Annotated in this window: 18 protein-coding genes, 1 tRNA gene and 1 pseudogene; 11 read left to right on the forward strand and 9 right to left on the reverse strand. The window is 72.0% G+C overall.

All coding sequences use genetic code 11. The features are described from left to right. A pseudogene (locus IE106_RS26250) lies at window positions 1-208 on the forward strand (flavodoxin-dependent (E)-4-hydroxy-3-methylbut-2-enyl-diphosphate synthase); the annotation flags it as partial. Continuing rightward, window positions 205-525, forward strand: a complete 321-nt coding sequence (fdxA, locus tag IE106_RS26255) for a ferredoxin (protein WP_189537714.1) — start codon at window positions 205-207, stop codon at window positions 523-525. The pseudogene IE106_RS26250 and the gene fdxA, both read left to right, overlap by 4 nt. Before the next feature lie 69 nt (window positions 526-594). Here fdxA and IE106_RS26260 read toward each other — a convergent pair whose 3' ends face one another. The 3 genes from IE106_RS26260 to IE106_RS26270 all read right to left on the reverse strand — a co-directional run bounded on the left by IE106_RS26260 (window position 595) and on the right by IE106_RS26270 (window position 2,337). Beyond that, entirely contained in the window at window positions 595-777 is a 183-nt protein-coding gene (locus tag IE106_RS26260) for a hypothetical protein (protein ID WP_189537715.1), read from the reverse strand. Beyond that, window positions 774-1,223 (reverse strand): hypothetical protein, encoded by a 450-nt coding sequence (locus IE106_RS26265; protein ID WP_189537716.1) that lies wholly within the window; start codon window positions 1,221-1,223, stop codon window positions 774-776. The genes IE106_RS26260 and IE106_RS26265 overlap by 4 nt, the downstream gene beginning before the upstream one ends. Window positions 1,224-1,359: 136 nt before the next feature. Further along, a complete protein-coding gene (locus IE106_RS26270; protein ID WP_189537717.1) occupies window positions 1,360-2,337 on the reverse strand; it encodes a prenyltransferase in 978 nt (325 codons plus the stop codon). A gap of 742 nt (window positions 2,338-3,079) precedes the next feature. Here IE106_RS26270 and IE106_RS26275 point away from each other — a divergent pair. Then, a complete protein-coding gene (locus IE106_RS26275; protein ID WP_189537718.1) occupies window positions 3,080-4,051 on the forward strand; it encodes a GNAT family N-acetyltransferase in 972 nt (323 codons plus the stop codon). Window positions 4,052-4,403: 352 nt separating this feature from the next. Here IE106_RS26275 and IE106_RS26280 read toward each other — a convergent pair. Together IE106_RS26280 and IE106_RS26285 are read right to left on the reverse strand one after the other, a co-directional pair. Next, window positions 4,404-4,477 (reverse strand) — tRNA-Pro (locus IE106_RS26280). Window positions 4,478-4,557: 80 nt separating this feature from the next. Next, window positions 4,558-5,484 carry a metallophosphoesterase gene (locus IE106_RS26285; protein WP_189537719.1) on the reverse strand — a complete coding sequence of 309 codons (927 nt, stop codon included), beginning with the start codon at window positions 5,482-5,484 and terminating at the stop codon, window positions 4,558-4,560. Between the two features lie 88 nt (window positions 5,485-5,572). On the opposite strand from IE106_RS26285, the gene IE106_RS26290 reads away from it, so the two are divergent. Next, on the forward strand, window positions 5,573-6,037 hold the full coding sequence (locus IE106_RS26290) for a GatB/YqeY domain-containing protein (RefSeq protein WP_189537720.1): 465 nt from the start codon (window positions 5,573-5,575) through the stop codon (window positions 6,035-6,037). Window positions 6,038-6,105: 68 nt separating this feature from the next. Here IE106_RS26290 and IE106_RS26295 read toward each other — a convergent pair whose 3' ends face one another. Further along, window positions 6,106-8,361 (reverse strand): transglycosylase domain-containing protein, encoded by a 2,256-nt coding sequence (locus IE106_RS26295; protein WP_189537721.1) that lies wholly within the window; start codon window positions 8,359-8,361, stop codon window positions 6,106-6,108. Window positions 8,362-8,822: 461 nt separating this feature from the next. Here IE106_RS26295 and IE106_RS26300 point away from each other — a divergent pair, with 461 nt between their 5' ends. Beyond that, window positions 8,823-9,167: a WhiB family transcriptional regulator gene (locus IE106_RS26300; RefSeq protein WP_175408568.1), complete on the forward strand. Its 345-nt coding sequence runs from the start codon at window positions 8,823-8,825 to the stop codon at window positions 9,165-9,167. Window positions 9,168-9,306: 139 nt separating this feature from the next. Here IE106_RS26300 and bagB read toward each other — a convergent pair whose 3' ends face one another. Together bagB and bagA are read right to left on the reverse strand one after the other, a co-directional pair. Next, window positions 9,307-10,581 carry an ATPase BagB gene (gene bagB, locus IE106_RS26305; protein WP_189537722.1) on the reverse strand — a complete coding sequence of 425 codons (1,275 nt, stop codon included), beginning with the start codon at window positions 10,579-10,581 and terminating at the stop codon, window positions 9,307-9,309. Next, entirely contained in the window at window positions 10,578-11,546 is a 969-nt protein-coding gene (gene bagA / locus IE106_RS26310) for an ATPase BagA (protein ID WP_189537723.1), read from the reverse strand. Before bagA ends, bagB begins: the two co-directional genes overlap by 4 nt. 81 nt (window positions 11,547-11,627) lie before the next feature. Here bagA and sp36 point away from each other — a divergent pair, with 81 nt between their 5' ends. The 5 genes from sp36 (at window position 11,628) to IE106_RS26335 (ending at window position 15,161) form a co-directional block, all read left to right on the forward strand. After that, a complete protein-coding gene (gene sp36, locus IE106_RS26315; RefSeq protein ID WP_019992579.1) occupies window positions 11,628-11,786 on the forward strand; it encodes a Sp36 family protein in 159 nt (52 codons plus the stop codon). Beyond that, the gene (locus IE106_RS26320) at window positions 11,783-12,256 is read left to right on the forward strand and encodes a RidA family protein (RefSeq protein WP_189537724.1); all 474 of its coding nucleotides are present in this window, start codon (window positions 11,783-11,785) and stop codon (window positions 12,254-12,256) included. Before sp36 ends, IE106_RS26320 begins: the two co-directional genes overlap by 4 nt. Window positions 12,257-12,420: 164 nt before the next feature. After that, on the forward strand, window positions 12,421-13,326 hold the full coding sequence (locus IE106_RS26325) for an NUDIX hydrolase (RefSeq protein WP_189537725.1): 906 nt from the start codon (window positions 12,421-12,423) through the stop codon (window positions 13,324-13,326). Next, window positions 13,323-14,153: an MBL fold metallo-hydrolase gene (locus IE106_RS26330; RefSeq protein ID WP_189537726.1), complete on the forward strand. Its 831-nt coding sequence runs from the start codon at window positions 13,323-13,325 to the stop codon at window positions 14,151-14,153. Before IE106_RS26325 ends, IE106_RS26330 begins: the two co-directional genes overlap by 4 nt. A 123-nt stretch (window positions 14,154-14,276) precedes the next feature. After that, on the forward strand, window positions 14,277-15,161 hold the full coding sequence (locus IE106_RS26335; protein WP_189537727.1) for a prohibitin family protein: 885 nt from the start codon (window positions 14,277-14,279) through the stop codon (window positions 15,159-15,161). A gap of 80 nt (window positions 15,162-15,241) precedes the next feature. Here IE106_RS26335 and IE106_RS26340 read toward each other — a convergent pair whose 3' ends face one another. Next, window positions 15,242-15,916, reverse strand: a complete 675-nt coding sequence (locus tag IE106_RS26340) for a Crp/Fnr family transcriptional regulator (protein ID WP_010473292.1) — start codon at window positions 15,914-15,916, stop codon at window positions 15,242-15,244. Window positions 15,917-16,232: 316 nt separating this feature from the next. Between IE106_RS26340 and nth the strand changes: the two genes are divergently transcribed. After that, entirely contained in the window at window positions 16,233-17,099 is an 867-nt protein-coding gene (gene nth, locus IE106_RS26345; RefSeq protein WP_229840798.1) for an endonuclease III, read from the forward strand. Window positions 17,100-17,128: the final 29 nt, after the last annotated feature.

Raw genomic sequence — 17,128 nt, forward strand, 5'->3', positions numbered from 1 at the left:
GCTGCGGGTGGCGGTGATGGGGTGTGTGGTCAACGGTCCGGGTGAGGCGCGGGAGGCGGATTTGGGGGTGGCCTCGGGCAACGGCAAGGGGCAGATCTTCGTGAAGGGCGAGGTCATCAAGACGGTGCCCGAGTCGAAGATCGTCGAGACGCTGATCGAGGAGGCCATGAAGCTCGCCGAACAGATGGAGAAGGAGACCCCGCAGTGACGTACGTCATCGCCCAGCCCTGCGTCGACGTGAAGGACAGGGCGTGCGTCGAGGAGTGCCCCGTCGACTGCATCTACGAGGGCCGGCGCTCCCTGTACGTCCACCCGGACGAGTGCGTCGACTGCGGGGCCTGCGAGCCGGTCTGCCCGGTCGAGGCGATCTTCTACGAGGACGACGTGCCGGCCGAGTGGAAGGGCTACCACACGGCGAACGTCGAGTTCTTCGACGGACTCGGCTCGCCCGGCGGTGCCTCCGCGCTCGGCCTGATCGACCGGGACCACCCGCTGGTGGCGGGGCGGCCGGTACGGACGGCCTGACGCCGGTACGGCGAGGGGCGGCCCGCCCGGCACCCGCCGGACGGGCCGCCCCTCGCCGGCGCGGCCCCCTCACCCCCTGGTCGTGCGGATCACGTCCAGTAACTCGGTGATGTCGAACTCGGCGCGGTTGCGCGGCCCGTACCGGGTCAGCTTGCCGCGCCGCACCCACTGGCGGATGGTCGCGGGGGAGACCCCCGCCGCGAGCGCGGCGAGTTCGGTGGGGACGCGGCGGTGCCTGGCGGGACCGGTCACGACGCCTCCCGCCGCTCGATCCGGGCCGACAGGAGCAGCCACTCCCGGGGCGGCCAGCTGTGCCCGCGGTCGCAGCCGATCTGCGAGGCGGCCAGGCGGCCGGGGGAGGTGCGGGCGGTGAGCCGCCCGTCGCACGATGCCTCGACGCAGCCGCCCAGGTGGTGGCGGGCCGGCGCGGAGCCGTTGACCAGCCGCTCCGCCCGGCCGCGCAGCGCCGCCACCTCCTCGGCGAACTCGGCGGCGGCGGTGGAGTCCATCAGCCAGTCGAGGTGGGCGGTGAGGAAGGCGGCCAGTCCGCCGACGCCCCCGTCCCGGTCCGGGCCCGGGACGGGTGATCCGCCCCTCTCCGCGACGAGGCCCGCCCAGGAGCGCAGGACGTCGTCGATGTGGCGGCGCACCTCCACCGCCTCGTCGTCGAACGGATCGGGGTCGCGGGAAGTCCGCACCCGGGTCGCGACGATCGCGGGGGACCGCCTGGGGGCAATCGCGTGGAAGCAGTCCTGGTAGAGGCCGGGAAGTCTTGTCAGGTCGTCTTTCACCGTGTTCCGGTGCGGTGCCTTCAAAGCCACTCGATTTCCCCTTTCAGCGGGCCCACAGCAGGGGGACGGCGAGGCCGGCGAATCCGAAGTTGTAGGCGATGAGCCCCAGCCTGCGGGCTTTGAGCCAATTCTTTTCGCGGGGGCCGTGGTACAACTGCGCGGCGTGGAGTGCGATGGTGGGAAGGATGATGAGCAGGGCCCACCGGGGCAGGTCGCTGAGGGAAATCCACACGAGGAGCGCGGTGGAGAGGGCGAAGAGTGCCGCCATCACCGTGACGACCGTCTTCGTGCCGGTCGCGACCGCGAGGGTCTTCCGCCCGACGGAACGGTCCCCCTCGATGTCGTTCATGTTCGAGTAACTGCTGACCATGACGAGCCAGAGGCCGAGCAGCAGGGAAATGACGACGGACGGGCGCGTCCATTCCCCGTGCACCGCCAGGAAAGGCGCCAGGAGTCCCGCGGCGGTCGACAGGCACAGCAGGGTCTCCGCCCCGCCGAGCCGGTAGCTGACCTTGATCCCGGCGGAGTACTGGACGCTGAAGAAGAAGCCGGCGCCGTAGACGACGTACGCCTCGACGGGCGCGCGCCAGTCGAGCACCCAGAACGCGAGCGTCCCCGCGACGACGGCGACGACGCCCGACCAGACGGCGAACCGGATCGCCTGCCGCTCGGTCACGGCCCCGCTGAGCAGGGGTTTCATGCGGATGTCGCGGAGGGTCTCGCCCTCCTTGTAGTTCACGGCGTCGCTGCCGTTGCGGTAGCCGGCGATGTCGTCCGCCGTGCAGGCGCAGGCGACGATCGCGGCCGATCCCAGCAGGAACAGCAGCATGGCGTACGTCGTCCCGGGGCGTCCCAGGGTGGCGCGGTCCAGCAGCGACCAGGCGAGGAACAGTCCGAAGTAGTGCTGGACGACTCTCACCTTGGAAAGGCGTAACAGCCCCAGCAGGACGTCGTTTCGGGACGGGTCGGGGACGGGTTTCGCGATGGTGGTGTGGAGTGCGGTCGTTTTTTTCGAGAGCATGCGACCCTTCCAGCTGTAGCGCTGCATGGCAAAAGGAAGTGACCTGCTGTCGAGCCAGCTGTGGAAGAAAACCCGGGAGAACGGCGGTGGGAGGCATCCCCAAGGGCATCGCGGTCGATTACGCGGCCGTGGGGGGATGCGCCGGGCGGCGCCGGAGAAGCGCCGGTTTCTCCCCGGGGTGGAGCGCGCGGGCGTGCGTCAGTGCGCGAGGGGCGACAGTCCGGGGTCGGGGCAGACTGGTGCCGTGTGCAAGAAAATGGATAGGCGTATGTGCCCTGATCGCATTCTTCGCTCCCCCGATGCGTGATGCTCTGACCGCGGGGCGTTCTGGCCCCCCGCTGGACCGTACGTGGATGCTACCGATTTTAGCCGTCGAGTATCAAGGGCTGACTGAATTCCGATCGGTTCTGGTGGGGGGTGACGCCTAAGAGATGGTTTGCCCGGCGACAGGTCGGCCGACTGACAAGTAATCAAACAATGGACGAGAGAGCGCCTGCATTTGCCAGATGAATGTGGGGCCGGGACACCGCCCCGGTGCGCTCCCCGCGACCACCGGTGCCGAGCCCGCCCCGGGCGGGGCCGATGTCCACGAGAAGGGACGGCGCCCGTCACCCCGTCCCGGGCAGCGGTGGCCTTCCTGTGCCTCGGAGACCCCGATCCTCAGGTCTGTCGCCGGACGCTCGCCTCGCCCGCGGCGCACCTCCGTGGTGCGATGGAAAAGGGGCGACGGAGGTACGGAGCGATGATCCCACCAGCAGCGGAGCGCAGGAGTGGCGCGGCCCCGGTATCGGTCCGCCCGCTGGGTGAGGCGGACCTGGATCGGGCCGATGAGATCTGCGGGCTCGCCTTCGGGACCTTCCTGGGGGCCCCTGATCCCTTCGGGACCGTCGACTACGTCCGTACGCGCTGGGCGGCCGCTCCGCAGGCGGCGTTCGCCGCGACGGTCGAGGGCGAAGTGGTCGGATCGAACTTCGCCACCGGCTGGGGCAGCGTCGGGTTCTTCGGACCGCTGACCGTACGTCCGGACCTGTGGGACCAGGGCATCGGCAGGCGTCTGATGGAGCCGGTCATGGACTGCTTCGACGCCTGGGGGAACCGCCACCTCGGCCTGTTCACCTTCGCTCACAGTCCCAAGCATCTTGAGCTCTACCGTCGGTACGGTTTCTGGCCCCGATTCCTCACAGCCATCATGAAGAAGCAGGTCACAGGCGGTGCCGCGGTCCCCGGCAGAGTGCTCTACGGCGAACTGCCCGCTGCCGGGCGGCCTGACGCGCTGAGTCTCTGCCGCGCACTGACAGGAGCCGTGTACGAGGGCCTGAGCCTGGAACGCGAGATCGTGGCCGCGCACGCGCAGGGACTCGGTGACACCATCCTGCTCCATGGCGCCGGCTCCGAGCTCGACGGCCTGGCCGTCTGCCACTGCGGAGCCGGGTCGGAGGCCGGCACGGACGTCTGCTTCGTCAAGTTCGGCGCCGTACGTCCCGGTCCGGATGCCGCCGACCGGTTCGAGCGACTGCTGGACGCGTGCGAGCGGCTGGCCGCCGAGCGTGGGCTGGGGCAACTGGACGCCGGCGTGAACCTGGGCCGCCCGGATGCCTACCGGCGCATGGCCGACCGTGGTTTCCGCACCTGGTTGCAGGGCGTGACCATGCACAGACCCAACGAACCCGGGTACAGCCACCCCGGGGCGTACGTGATCGACGACTGGCGCTGAGACCACCCCCGCGCCCGGCTGGGCGCACGGCCCACGAGTGTCGTCGACGGTTGCCGGACCCGATCAGGACGAAGACCTCGGCGCAGGGGAGCCGTCCGGGAACGCACCGCGCCCCGACCCGCCACGGACCGAACCGTCCGGCCTTCCCGGACAGGCCGACCGGCGGGGTCATCCGCCGCAGCGGATCCGGCCCGTGATCCGGACCGGCGCTGCGGTCCCGGACGGGATCTCCGGCGTCGACGCACAGCGGGCTCAGGCACGCGGGAAGCGACGGTCACGCAGATGGACACGCGGACGGAGACAGGCGAGGCACCTACGGATATCCGTAGGTGCCTCACCTGCTACTTCTCTGTCGGGGTGGCGGGATTTGAACCCACGACCTCTTCGTCCCGAACGAAGCGCGCTGCCAAGCTGCGCTACACCCCGATGTCGCCGTTGTTGTCCTGGCGACGACGTTTACTTTAGCCCACCGGCGCCCGGAGGCGAAATCCGGTTTCCCGGGGCCCTCAGTCGCGGGGCGTCAGGGTGAGGAGGGTGGCCTCCGGGGGGCAGGCGAAGCGGACCGGGGTGTAGCGGTTGGTGCCGCAGCCCGCGGAGACGTGGAGGTACGCCGTGTGGCCGCCCGCGCGGTGGGTGGAGAGGCCCTTCGCGCGGTCCGTGTCCAGGTCGCAGTTGGTGACCAGCGCCCCGTAGAAGGGGACGCACAGCTGGCCGCCGTGGGTGTGGCCGGCGAGGACCAGCGGGTAGCCGTCGGCGGTGAAGGCGTCCAGGGAGCGCAGGTACGGGGCGTGGACGACGCCCACCGAGAGGTCGGCGTCCGCCTCCGGGCCGCCCGCGACCTTCTCGTACCGGTCCCGCTTGATGTGCGGGTCGTCGAGGCCGGTGAACGCCAGCTCCAGGCCCTCCACCTTGAGGCGGCCGCGCGTGTTGGTGAGGTCCAGCCAGCCCGCCGTGTCGAAGGCGTCGCGGATCCCCTCCCACGGGTTGTGGACGACGCCGACGGCCGGGGCGTTGCCGTTGAGGCCGTGGCGGCCCTGGAGCTTCTCGAACAGGTAGCGGGCCGGGTTGCGGAGCTTGGGGCCGTAGTAGTCGTTGGAACCGAAGACGTACACGCCCGGGAACTCGAGCAGCGGGCCCAGCGCGTCCAGCAGCTCCGGCACGCCCTCCGGGTCGGAGAGGTTGTCGCCGGTGTTCACGACGAGGTCGGGGCGCAGGCCCGCCAGCGACCGCAGCCAGCGCTGCTTCTTGCGCTGCCCGCTCACCATGTGGATGTCGGAGACCTGGAGCACCCTGAGCGGGTGCGCGCCGCGCGGCAGGACCGGGACGGTCACCCGGCGGAGCCGGAACGAGCGGGCCTCGAAGCCGGCGGCGTAGGCCAGACCGGCCGCGCCCAGTGCAGTGATGCCGAGGGGTACTCCGTATCGCGCGCGCATGGGTCCATGGTCGCAGACCGGGGGAGGGGGTGCGACGCCCGGGAAATGGACGGGCGGGTGCGACGGGCCACCTGTCATGCTGGTCCGCATGACCACGCTCAAGTCCAAGTTGCAGGAAGACCTCACGGAGGCGATCAGGGCGCGTGACGAGCTCCGCTCCTCGACCCTTCGGCTGACCCTCTCCGCCATCACGAAGGAGGAGGTCGCGGGCAAGCAGTCCCGTGAACTCTCCGACGATGAGGTGCAGAAGGTGATCGCCAAGGAGGCGAAGAAGCGCCGTGAGGCGGCCGAGGCGTTCGCCCAGGGCGGTCGCGCCGAGCAGGCCGAGCGGGAGCGGGCCGAGGGCGAGCTCCTCGACGCCTACCTGCCGAAGCAGCTGACGGACGACGAGCTCCGCGAGATCGTGGCGCGTGCCGTCGAGGAGGCGAAGGCGGGCGGGGCCGAGGGGCCGCGCGCGATGGGCGCCGTGATGAAGATCGTGAACCCGAAGGTGGCCGGGCGGGCGGACGGCGGCCGCGTCGCCGCCGTCGTCAAGCAGCTCCTGGCGGGTTAGCGCCGGCGGACGGGCCGAGCACGCGAGAGGGCGCCCCCCGGGTGGGGGGCGCCCTCCGTGCGTCCGGGCTACCGGTCCCGGCCGCCCGGGCCGTTGCCGTTGCCGTTGCCGCCGTTGCCGTTCCCGTTTCCGCCGCCGCCCGTCTGGGCGCCGCCGCTGAGGACGTCCGTCGGGAAGGAGAAGCCGGGGAACGGCCTGTCGCCGCCGGTGCCGCCGCCCGGCTTGTCGTCGCCGCCCGGGTTCGGGGGCTGCGGCTTCTGGGCCTCCGGGATCGTGACCCTGGTGAAGTCCGGTCCCGGGTGCCCTTCCAGGGCGCCCGACATGGCGTCCTTCCAGATGGGGCCGGGGACCTTCCCGCCGAAGACCTTGTCGTGGTACCGCCCGCCGATGGTGATGGACTCCATCTTCACCTGCTGGGTGGGGCTGCCCACCCAGACGGCGCCGGACAGGTTCGGCGTGTAGCCGACGAACCAGGCGTTGCGGCGGCTGTCCGTCGTACCCGTCTTGCCGGCGCTGTCACGGGACTGCAGGCCGGCCTCCTGGCCGGTGCCGGAGTCGACCACGCCGCGCAGCAGCGTGTTGATCGTGTCCGCGGTCCGCTCGGTCATCGCGCGCTCGCACGTCGACCGCGGCACCCGCAGGCTGCGGCCCTCGCTCGTCTTGATCGACTCGATGGCCGTCGGCGTGCAGAACGTGCCGCGGTTGGCGAACGTCGCGTACGCGGCGGCCATGGTCAGCGGCGACATGCCCTGCGAGCCGAGGGTCAGCGCCGACGGCTTCTCGGGCAGCTTCTCGTCGTCGCCCATGACCACGCCGAGCTTGTCGGTCATCTCGACGACCGGGCACATGCCGATCTCGCCGAGCATCTGCACGAAGTACGTGTTGACCGACTTCTCCATGGCCTCCCTGAGCGCGTACGGGCCGACCTCCGACTCGTTCTCGTTCTCGACCATGTCGCCGCCCACGTTCCGCCAGGGCTTCCCGCTGCACGACTGGACCGAGTCCGGGTACGGCATCTTGTACGGCGACGGGTAGACCTGCGACGGCGGCTTGCCCTGCTCTATGGCGGCCGCGGCGACGAACGGCTTGAACGTCGAGCCGGTCGGGAAGCCGAAGTTCGACCCGCCCATGCTCCGGTTGACCGAGTAGTTGATCTGCGTCTCGTTCTTGCCGAAGCCGTACGGCTTGGACTGGCCCATCGCGAGGATCTTGCCCGTGCCGGGCTGGACCATGGTCACCGCCGCGGCGACCTTGTCGTCCTGGTAGACGTGGTCCTTGAGCGAGTCCTGGGTGGACTTCTGCGCCTGCGGGTCGAGCGTGGTCCTGATGGTCAGGCCGCCGCGGTTCCAGACCTTGGCGCGCTCCTCGCGGGACTTGCCGAAGACCGGGTCGGAGAGGAAGACCTCGCGGACGTAGTCGCAGAAGAAGCCGGCGCCGTCGCGCGCGGTGATGCAGCCGTTCTTCGGCCGCGTGATCCTCAGCCCGATCGGCTCGGCCTTGGCGCGGTCGGCCTCGGCCTGGCTGATGTCGCCGACGGCGGCCATCCGCTGGAGGACGACGTTGCGGCGCTCGGTGGCCTCCTGGACGTCGTTCACGGGGTCGTACCGGCTGGGGGACTGCACGAGTCCGGCGAGCATGGCGGCCTCGCCGAGGGTGAGGTCCTCGGCGCGCTTGGAGAAGTACCGCTGCGACGCCGCCTCGATGCCGTACGCCTGCTGGCCGAAGAACGTGATGTTGAGGTAGTTCTCGAGGATCTTCTTCTTCCCGAGCTCCTTCTCGACCTGGATCGCGTACTTCAGCTCCTGGATCTTGCGGCCCAGGGTCTGCTGGGTGGCCTGGGCGAACTTGTCGCGGTCGTCGCCGGCGGCCTCGACGAAGACGTTCTTCACGTACTGCTGGGTCAGCGTCGAGGCGCCCTGGGCGACCCCGCCCTCCTGCGCGTTGCGGTTCACCGCGCGCAGGACGCCCTTGAGGTCGATGGCCCCGTGCTCGTAGAAGCGCGAGTCCTCGATCGCGACGATCGCCTTCTGCATGTACGGCGAGATCTTCTCCAGCGGGACCACCGTGCGGTCGCGGGAGTAGACCGTGGCGATCAGACCGCCGTCGGCGTCCAGGATCTGGGTGCGCTGGCTCAGCGGCGGCCTCTTCATGTTGGCCGGGATCTCGTCGAACCCCTGGACCGTCCCCTTCGCAGCGAGGCCCAGGGCTCCCGCCGCGGGCATCGCGATGCCGGCGAGGACGACTCCGGAGAGCACGCTGACACCGAGGAACTTGGCGGCCTGCTGGGTCGCGGTCAGACCCCCGCCCGAGCGGTTCTTTGGCATGGGGGAAGCCTACGTTCTCATTCGCCGGACACGTGTATATGCCTTGGCCTAAGCTGGTCACAACTGTCACAGCAGTTGCACCGGTGCGCTGCTGCGGTCAGGTCACCGTCCTCGTCCACCCCCCCCGCACGGCACCGCGGCGCCGCCCCCTCCGAGCCGTGCGTCCCACCCCTCCCCCGCGTTCGACGGCGACGCGACACACCGCCCGTTTCCTGGCGTATGTACGGATATGCCCCGTGTCGCGGAGGGTGAATGACCCGCTTCGGGCTTTCTGTCCGTATGCCTCGGGGTCACTCCCCTGGGTGATCTACCGCGTACGCATAGTCCGTTCGGACCATTCAAGATTGGGCCCGAAGGGGGTGTTGCGGTGTGTCGACCTTCCGTAACGTCCTCAACTGGCAGCGGTGAATATGCCGCTGCCGCCGTGGGGGAGCCTCGATTCGGGAGAGGACGGCGCCGGCATGGGCTGGGTAGCTGACTGGAGTGCGCAGGCGGCCTGCCGCACTACCGATCCGGACGAACTGTTCGTACAAGGAGCGGCGCAGAACAGAGCCAAGGCGGTGTGCACCGGGTGTCCGGTGCGGACCGAGTGCCTGGCCGACGCGCTGGACAACCGCGTCGAGTTCGGCGTGTGGGGAGGGATGACCGAGCGCGAGCGCCGTGCCCTGCTGCGGCGGCGGCCGACCGTCACCTCCTGGCGGCGTCTCCTGGAGACGGCGCGCACGGAGTACGAGCGCAGCGCGGGCATCCTGCCCGTCGCGCTGAACGACGACGAGACGTACGAGACGTACGCGGCGGTCGGCTGACCGCCGACCCCGGAGCCGAAGCCGGCCGTGTCCGGTCGGCCCGCCACGGACCCGCGCACGCACGCCGTTCCGTTCCCGAGCCCTGCCCGGGTCCCCCCCAGCGGAACGCGTGCCGCGCGGCGCCGTGGCGTGCGCGCCGTCAGCGGTCCTGCCGGGGTGTCGCCAGGTGCGCGCCGATGGCGCGCAGCGTGGTCAGGTCGTGGACGTCGGCGGCGAGCGCGGGCACCTCGGCCAGCGGTACGTCCGGGTGGAGCTCGGTGAAGCGGTCACGCGTCCGCCGCTCGCGGGCGAGCACCTGCATCCGCTCCGCGTGGAGCCGCAGGAGACCCGCCGTCAACTCCGCGTCAGCAGGGGGTACTTCGGTCGTCGGTTCGGGTGCGGGAGCCTCGGGAGAGGTGGCCGCCGGGCCACCCACACGAGTCTGCCCGTCCCCCTGATCCACCATGCGGGCCCCGTCAAGATTTTCCGCGGCGGCGAGCGCCCGCTCGGCGGACAGCCCGGTGGCGGCGCTGCCGTGCACCCGGTTGAGCACGAGCCCCTCCAGGGGCATGTCCTCCGCGGCCAGCCGCTCCACGAAGTACGCCGCCTCCCGCAGCGCGTCCCGCTCCGGCGCGGCCACCACCAGGAACGCCGTGCCGGGCGCCTGCAGGAGCCGGTACGTCGCGTCCGCCCGCGTGCGGAAGCCGCCGAACATCGTGTCCATCGCCGCCACGAACGTCTGCACGTCCCGCAGCAGCTGACCGCCCAGCAGCTTCCCCAGCGTGCCCGTCATCATCGACATGCCGACGTTCAGGAACTTCATCCCCGCCCGGCCGCCCACCTTCGCCGGCGCCATCAGCGCCCGGATGAGCCTCCCGTCCAGGAACGACCCCAGCCGCTTCGGCGCGTCCAGGAAGTCCAGCGCCGACCGGGACGGCGGCGTGTCCACGACGATCAGGTCCCACTCGTCGCGGGCCCGCAGCTGGCCCAGCTTCTCCATCGCCATGTACTCCTGCGTGCCCGCGAAGCCGGCCGACAGCGACTGGTAGAAGGGGTTCGCCAGGATGGCGCGGGCCCGCTCCGGGTCCGCGTGCGCCTCGACGATCTCGTCGAACGTGCGCTTCATGTCCAGCATCATGGCGTGCAGCTCGCCGCCGGCGTCCGTCCCGGCGCCCGGCACCCGGCGCGGCGTGTTGTCCAGCTCCTCGATGCCCATCGACTGCGCCAGCCGGCGGGCCGGGTCGATCGTCAGGACGACCACCTTCCGGCCCCGCTCCGCCGCCCGCAGGCCCAGCGCCGCCGCCGTCGTGGTCTTGCCGACCCCGCCCGCGCCGCAGCAGACGACGATCCGGGTCGCGGGGTCGTCCAGCAGCGGATCGACCTCCAGGGCGTGCGGCACGGCGGCCGGTTCCGGTGCCGCCTCGGCGGCCGTCATGCGTCGCTCACCCCGAGATCCCTCCGCAGTGTCCTGGCCAGGTGGTACAGCCCGGCGAGGTCCACGCCCCCGCCGAGCAGGGGAAGTTCGCGCACGGGCGTCCGGAGCTTCGCCAGCGCCTCCCGCTGCTCCCGCTCCAGCTCCACCCGCCGCGCGTGCTCGGCGGCCTGGGCGAGGAGCGGGTCCACGAGCCGCTCCGGACCGCTCACCCCGGCCGCCGCCAGGGCCCGGGCGACACCGGCGCGCCGGTCGCCGGCGGCGGCCCGTACCGCGTCCTCGTCGAGGAGGCGCGGGCGGACCATGTTCACGAGGACGTCGCCCACCGGGAGGCCCGCGGCGCGCAGCTCGGCGACGCCGTCCGCGGTCTCCTGGACCGGCATCTCCTCCAGCAGGGTCACCAGGTGCACCGCCGTCTCCGGCGACTTGATCACCCGCATCACCGACTGCGCCTGGTGGTGGACCGGGCCCATCCGGGCCAGGCCGGCGACCTCGTCGTTGACGTTGAGGAAACGGGTGACGCGGCCGGTCGGCGGGGCGTCCATCACGACGTGGTCGTAGACGAACCGCCCGGCCCCGTCCTTGCGCCGCACCGCCTCGCACGCCTTGCCGGTGAGGAGCACGTCCCGCACGCCCGGCGCGATGGTCGTCGCGAAGTCGATCGCGCCGAGCTTCTTCAGGGCGCGGCCGGCGGCCCCCAGCTTGTAGAACATCTGGAGGTAGTCGAGGAGCGCCCGTTCGGCGTCGATCGCGAGGGCGTACACCTCCCCGCCGCCCGGCGCCACGGCGATCTTCCGCTCCTCGTACGGGAGCGCCTCCGTCTCGAAGAGCTGTGCGATGCCCTGCCTGCCCTCGACCTCCACGAGGAGGGTCCGCCTGCCCTCCGTCGCGAGGGCGAGCGCGAGGGCTGCGGCGACCGTCGTCTTACCGGTACCGCCCTTGCCGCTGACGACCTGGAGCCTGCTCACAGGGCGAGCGTAACCAGTGCCGCGGCGGCCCACGCAGGAGGCTGCCCCGGGGCGGCGCGCGGCAGCGGATACAGTCGGCCCATGACCAAGTGGGAATACGCGACCGTGCCCCTTCTCGTGCACGCGACCAAGCAGATTCTGGACACCTGGGGCGAGGACGGCTGGGAGCTGGTCCAGGTCGTCCCCGGCCCGAACAACCCCGAGCAGCTCGTGGCGTACCTGAAGCGGGAGAAGCCGTGAGCGGGCGCGTGGAGGCGGCCCTCGCGGAGCGCGGCCTGACGCTCCCGCAGGTGGTGCCGCCGCTGGCCGCGTACCAGCCGGCCGTGCGGTCCGGGGTGTACGTGTACACGGCGGGCCAGCTGCCCATGGTGGACGGCAAGCTCCCGGTCACCGGCAAGGTGGGCGCGGAGGTCACGCCGGAGGAGGCCAAGGACCTGGCCCGCGTCTGCGCGCTGAACGCGCTGGCCGCGGTGAAGTCGGTGGCGGGCGACCTGGACCGCGTGGCCCGCGTCGTGAAGGTCGTCGGCTTCATCGCCTCGGCGCCGGACTTCACGGGCCAGCCGGCCGTCCTGAACGGCGCGAGCGAGCTGCTCGGCGAGGTCCTCGGCGAGGCGGGCGTCCACGCCCGCAGCGCGGTGGGCGTGGCGGTCCTGCCGCTGGACGCCCCCGTGGAGGTCGAACTCCAGGTGGAGCTCCTCCCGGAGGCCTGACCCGGCCCGCGGCGCGTCCGGCCGCCCCTCGGGGGCGGGCGGCCGCGCCGCGCGCGGGGAGGCGGTACGGCGCCGCCACGCACGCGGGCGCGGCGTGATCGGTGCCGGCCCCCTCGCCCCCGCGGGCTCTCGAACATCTGGTCCGATCGGCATAGGCTCCGGCCATGTCCAATGGTCAGTGGTACCCCCCGGAATGGCCCGACCGGATCCGCGCCCTCGCGGCCGGTGAGCTGACGGCCGTGGAGCCCCGGCGTGCCGCCACCGTGCTGCTGCTGCGCGGGGCCGGCGCCACCACCGAGGTGCACATGCTGCGCCGCCGCACCTCCATGGCCTTCGCGGGCGGCGCGTACGCCTATCCCGGCGGTGGCGTCGACCCGCGCGACGAGCACCCGGTGCGCTGGGCCGGGCCGAGCCCCGCCGAGTGGGCCGAGCGCCTGGGCGTCGCCACCCCGGCCGAGGCGCAGGCCATCGTGTGCGCGGCGGTCCGCGAGACGTACGAGGAGGCGGGCGTCCTCCTCGCCGGCCCCACCCCCGACTCGGTCGTCGGCGAGGGGGGCGCCCCCTGGTCGGGCGGGGCCGGGAGCCCGGGGGAGACCGGTGACGACTGGGAGGCCGCCCGCGCCGCCCTCGTCGCGCGCGAGCTGTCCTTCGCGGAGTTCCTCGACGCCCGCGACCTGGTGCTCCGCTCCGACCTGCTGGGCGCCTGGGCCCGCTGGATCACGCCGGAGTTCGAGCCGCGCCGCTACGACACCTGGTTCTTCGTCGCCGCGCTCCCCACCGGCCAGCGCGCCCGCAACGCCTCCACCGAGGCGGACCGGACGGTGTGGATCCGCCCCGCGGACGCCGTCGCCGGCTACGACCGGGGCGAGCTGCTGATGATGCCGCCCACCATCGCCACGCTGCGCACCCTCACCGCGTACGACTCGCCGCTCGCCGCCCTCGACGCCGCCCGCGACCAGGACCTCACGCCCGTCCTCGCGCAGGCCCGGCTGGACGGCGGCGAGGTGGTGCTCAGCTGGCCCGGCCACGACGAGTTCACCAAGCACGTGCCCGCCGGAGGTGCCGCATGACCGACGCGGCCGCCCTCCCCGGCCAGCCCCGCGGCGCCGTGGTCTCCGGCCCCGCCACCGAGCGGGCCGTGAACGTCCTGGCGCCCAACCCGTCCGCCATGACCCTGGACGGCACCAACACCTGGGTCCTCTCCGAACCGGACTCCCCGCTCGCCGTCGTGGTCGACCCGGGCCCGCTCGACGAGGGCCACCTCGCGCGCGTGCGGGACACGGCCGAGCGCCTCGGCAAGCGCGTCGCCCTGACGCTGCTCACGCACGGCCACCCCGACCACGCGGAGGGCGCCGCCCGGTTCGCCGAACTGACCGGGACGCCCGTACGGGCCCTGGACCCGGCGCTGCGGCTCGGCGACGAGGGACTGTCGGCGGGGCAGGTCGTCACGGTCGGCGGCCTGGAGCTGCGGGTCGTGCCGACGCCCGGCCACACCGCGGACTCGCTCAGCTTCCACCTGCCGGCCGACCGGGCCGTGCTGACCGGCGACACGATCCTGGGCCGGGGCACCACGATGGTGGCGCACCCCGACGGGCGGCTCGGGGACTACCTGGACTCGCTGCGCCGGCTGCGCTCCCTGACGGTCGACGACGGGGTGCGCACGGTCCTGCCGGGCCACGGGCCGGTCCTGGAGGACGCGCAGGGCGCCGTGGAGTTCTACCTGGCGCACCGCGCGCACCGGCTCGCCCAGGTGGAGACCGCCGTGGAGGACGGCTACACGACCCCCGCGGAGGTCGTGGCGCACGTGTACGCGGACGTCGACCGGTCCCTGTGGCCGGCCGCCGAGCTGTCGGTGCGGGCGCAGCTGGAGTACCTCTCCGGGCACGGGCTGATCTGACACCGGGGTGTGGCGAAGTCGGTACGCGTTCGCGACGGCGGGCGGACTTCCCGGCGGCGGAGCATGCTTTACGCTCCCTTTACATCCGCCGCCACACCGGCTGCCGCTCCACGGGGGGTCTTCGTGTTCGTCCTGTCCATCCTGCTGCTCATAGCCGCGGTGGTGCTCTACTTCGTCGGGCGCGGCGAGGGCCGCGGCGGCTTCCGCCTCGGCGCGGTCGGCGCGCTGCTCGCGGCCCTCTGCGCGGGGATCGCCAGCTGCGTCCACATCGTCAGCGCCTACGAGGTCGGCGTCCCGGTGGCCTTCGGCAAGGTCGGCACGCCGATGAACCCGGGCGTGAACGTCATCTCGCCGTTCACCACCGTCACCACCTTCTCCACCCGCCCCGTCGACCTGAACCTCTCCGACAAGGACGTGGTGGAGGTCCGCTCCTCGCAGGGCGGCGTGATGTACGCCGAGCTGACCGTGAAGTGGGCGGTCACGCCGGCCAAGGCGGTCGAGCTGTACCGGCTCGCCGGCAACGAGTCGGCCATCCAGCAGCGGCTGGTCTTCCCGGACAGCCGGGAGATCGTCCGCAACGTCTTCGCGCGCCACACGAGCGAGGAGGGCTACACCTCCGCCCGCGAGAAGATCAACGCCGAGATCGGCAAGCTGATCAAGGAGCGCCTCGCCCCGCGCGGCATCGACGTGACGACCGTGAACCTGCGGAACGTGAAGCCGTCCGACCGGCTCCAGGAGCAGATCGACCGCAAGATCCAGCAGCAGCAGGCCACCGAGCGCGCCCAGGAGGCCGCCCGCACGGCCACGGCGGAGTCCGAGCGCCGCCGGATCGAGGCGGAGGGCATCGCCCGCGCCAACAAGATCCTCAACAACTCGCTGAGCGACAAGGTGCTGCTCAACCAGTGCATCGAGGCGTACAAGGAGGCCGCGGCGAAGAACCCGGTGTACGCGGTGCCGTGCGGCGGCGGCAGCGGCACGCCGGTGATCGTGGACGGCAAGAAGGACTGACGCCTCCCTGGGCCGTACGTGCGTGAGGGCCGCCCCGCAGCGACTGCGGGGCGGCCCTTCGCGTACGTACGGGCGGGCGGCTAGCGCGAGCGCTTCGCCAGGCGCTCCACGTCCAGCAGGATCACGGCGCGCGCCTCCAGGCGCAGCCAGCCGCGGCCCGCGAAGTCGGCCAGCGCCTTGTTGACGGTCTCGCGCGACGCGCCGACGAGCTGGGCCAGCTCCTCCTGGGTGAGGTCGTGCACCACGTGGATGCCCTCCTCCGACTGCACGCCGAAGCGGCGCGACAGGTCCAGGAGCGCCCGGGCGACACGGCCCGGCACGTCGGAGAAGACCAGGTCGGACATCTGGTCGTTGGTCTTGCGCAGGCGGCGGGCGACGGCGCGCAGCAGCGCCGAGGCCACCTCGGGGCGGGCGTTCAGCCAGGGCTGGAGGTCGCCGTGGCCCAGGCCGAGCAGCTTCACCTCGGTCAGCGCGGTCGCCGTGGCGGTACGCGGGCCCGGGTCGAACAGGGACAGCTCACCGATCAGCTCGCCCGGGCCGAGGACGGCGAGCATGTTCTCGCGGCCGTCCGGGGACGTGCGGTGGAGCTTGACCTTGCCCTCGGTGACCACGTAGAGCCGGTCACCCGGGTCGCCTTCGTGGAAGAGCGCGTCGCCGCGGGCGAGCGTCACCTCACTCATCGAGGCGCGGAGCTCCGCGGCCTGCTCGTCATCGAGCGCCGCGAAGAGCGGGGCGCGCCGCAGAACGTCGTCCACGAGTTCTCTCCTATGTCGACCTGCTCAGGGACGTTGGTCCCCATGATGCCGGACCGCGCCGTGCTCTTCCGGGGGACGTTGCGCGACGCGGTCCTCCGGGGGGTCCGGCCCCCGCAGGTTAATTGCCGTGCGATCAATCACAGCAAGTTTGACGTACTGGTACGCGTGTCCGTGCGGCAGGGGCCCGATTGGGTCCACATCGCCGGTGCCCAGGGCGGATGTCGGCGGGGGCGCTTAGGCTGGCCGGGTGTCCAATTCGCCGGTGAGAGCGCACGCCGAGGGGGCCGGGAGAGTGTCCGGGGAGCAGAATTCCGCCGTGGGCGAACAAGGTGCGGAGGCAGTCAGGAAAAACGCCCAGAAGCGGCCGAAGGCGACAAAAAAGGCGAGCGCGCCGGAATCCCGCCTCGCCCTGGTCCGCCGGGCGCGGCGGATCAACCGCGAGCTGGCCGAGGTGTACCCGTACGCCCATCCGGAGCTGGACTTCCGCAACTCGTTCGAGCTGCTCGTGGCGACCGTCCTGTCCGCCCAGACGACGGACCTGCGGGTGAACCAGACGACGCCGGCGCTCTTCGCGAAGTACCCCACCCCGGAGGACATGGCGGCGGCCGTGCCGGAGGAGCTGGAGGGGATCATCCGGCCGACCGGCTTCTTCCGGGCCAAGGCCAGGTCCCTGATCGGCCTCTCCACGGCCCTGCGCGACCGGTTCGGCAGCGAGGTCCCCGGCCGCCTGGAGGACCTGGTCACGCTCCCCGGAGTCGGCCGCAAGACGGCGAACGTCGTGCTGGGCAATGCCTTCGGGGTCCCCGGCATCACCGTCGACACGCACTTCGGACGGCTGGTCCGCCGGTGGAAGTGGACCGCGGAGGAGGACCCGGAGAAGGTCGAGGCGGTGGTCTGCGACCTCTTCCCGAAGTCCGAGTGGACGATGCTCTCGCACCGGGTGATCTTCCACGGCCGCCGCATCTGCCACGCCCGCAGGCCCGCGTGCGGCGCCTGCCCGATCGCGCCGCTGTGCCCCGCGTACGGGGAGGGCGAGACGGATCCGGAGAAGGCGAGGAAGCTGCTGAAGTACGAGATGGGCGGGTATCCGGGTCAGCGGCTGGCCCCGCCGCCGGACTACCCGGGCCGTCCGGCCGCCCCCCTGGCCACGGGCGACGGGGACGCGGACGGGGAGATGGTCTGAGCGGGGCGGAACGATCGAGTGGCCGGAAG

It is taken from the genome of Streptomyces roseolilacinus (assembly GCF_014649335.1).
In the GTDB taxonomy this organism is placed as follows: Bacteria; Actinomycetota; Actinomycetes; order Streptomycetales; family Streptomycetaceae; genus Streptomyces; species Streptomyces roseolilacinus.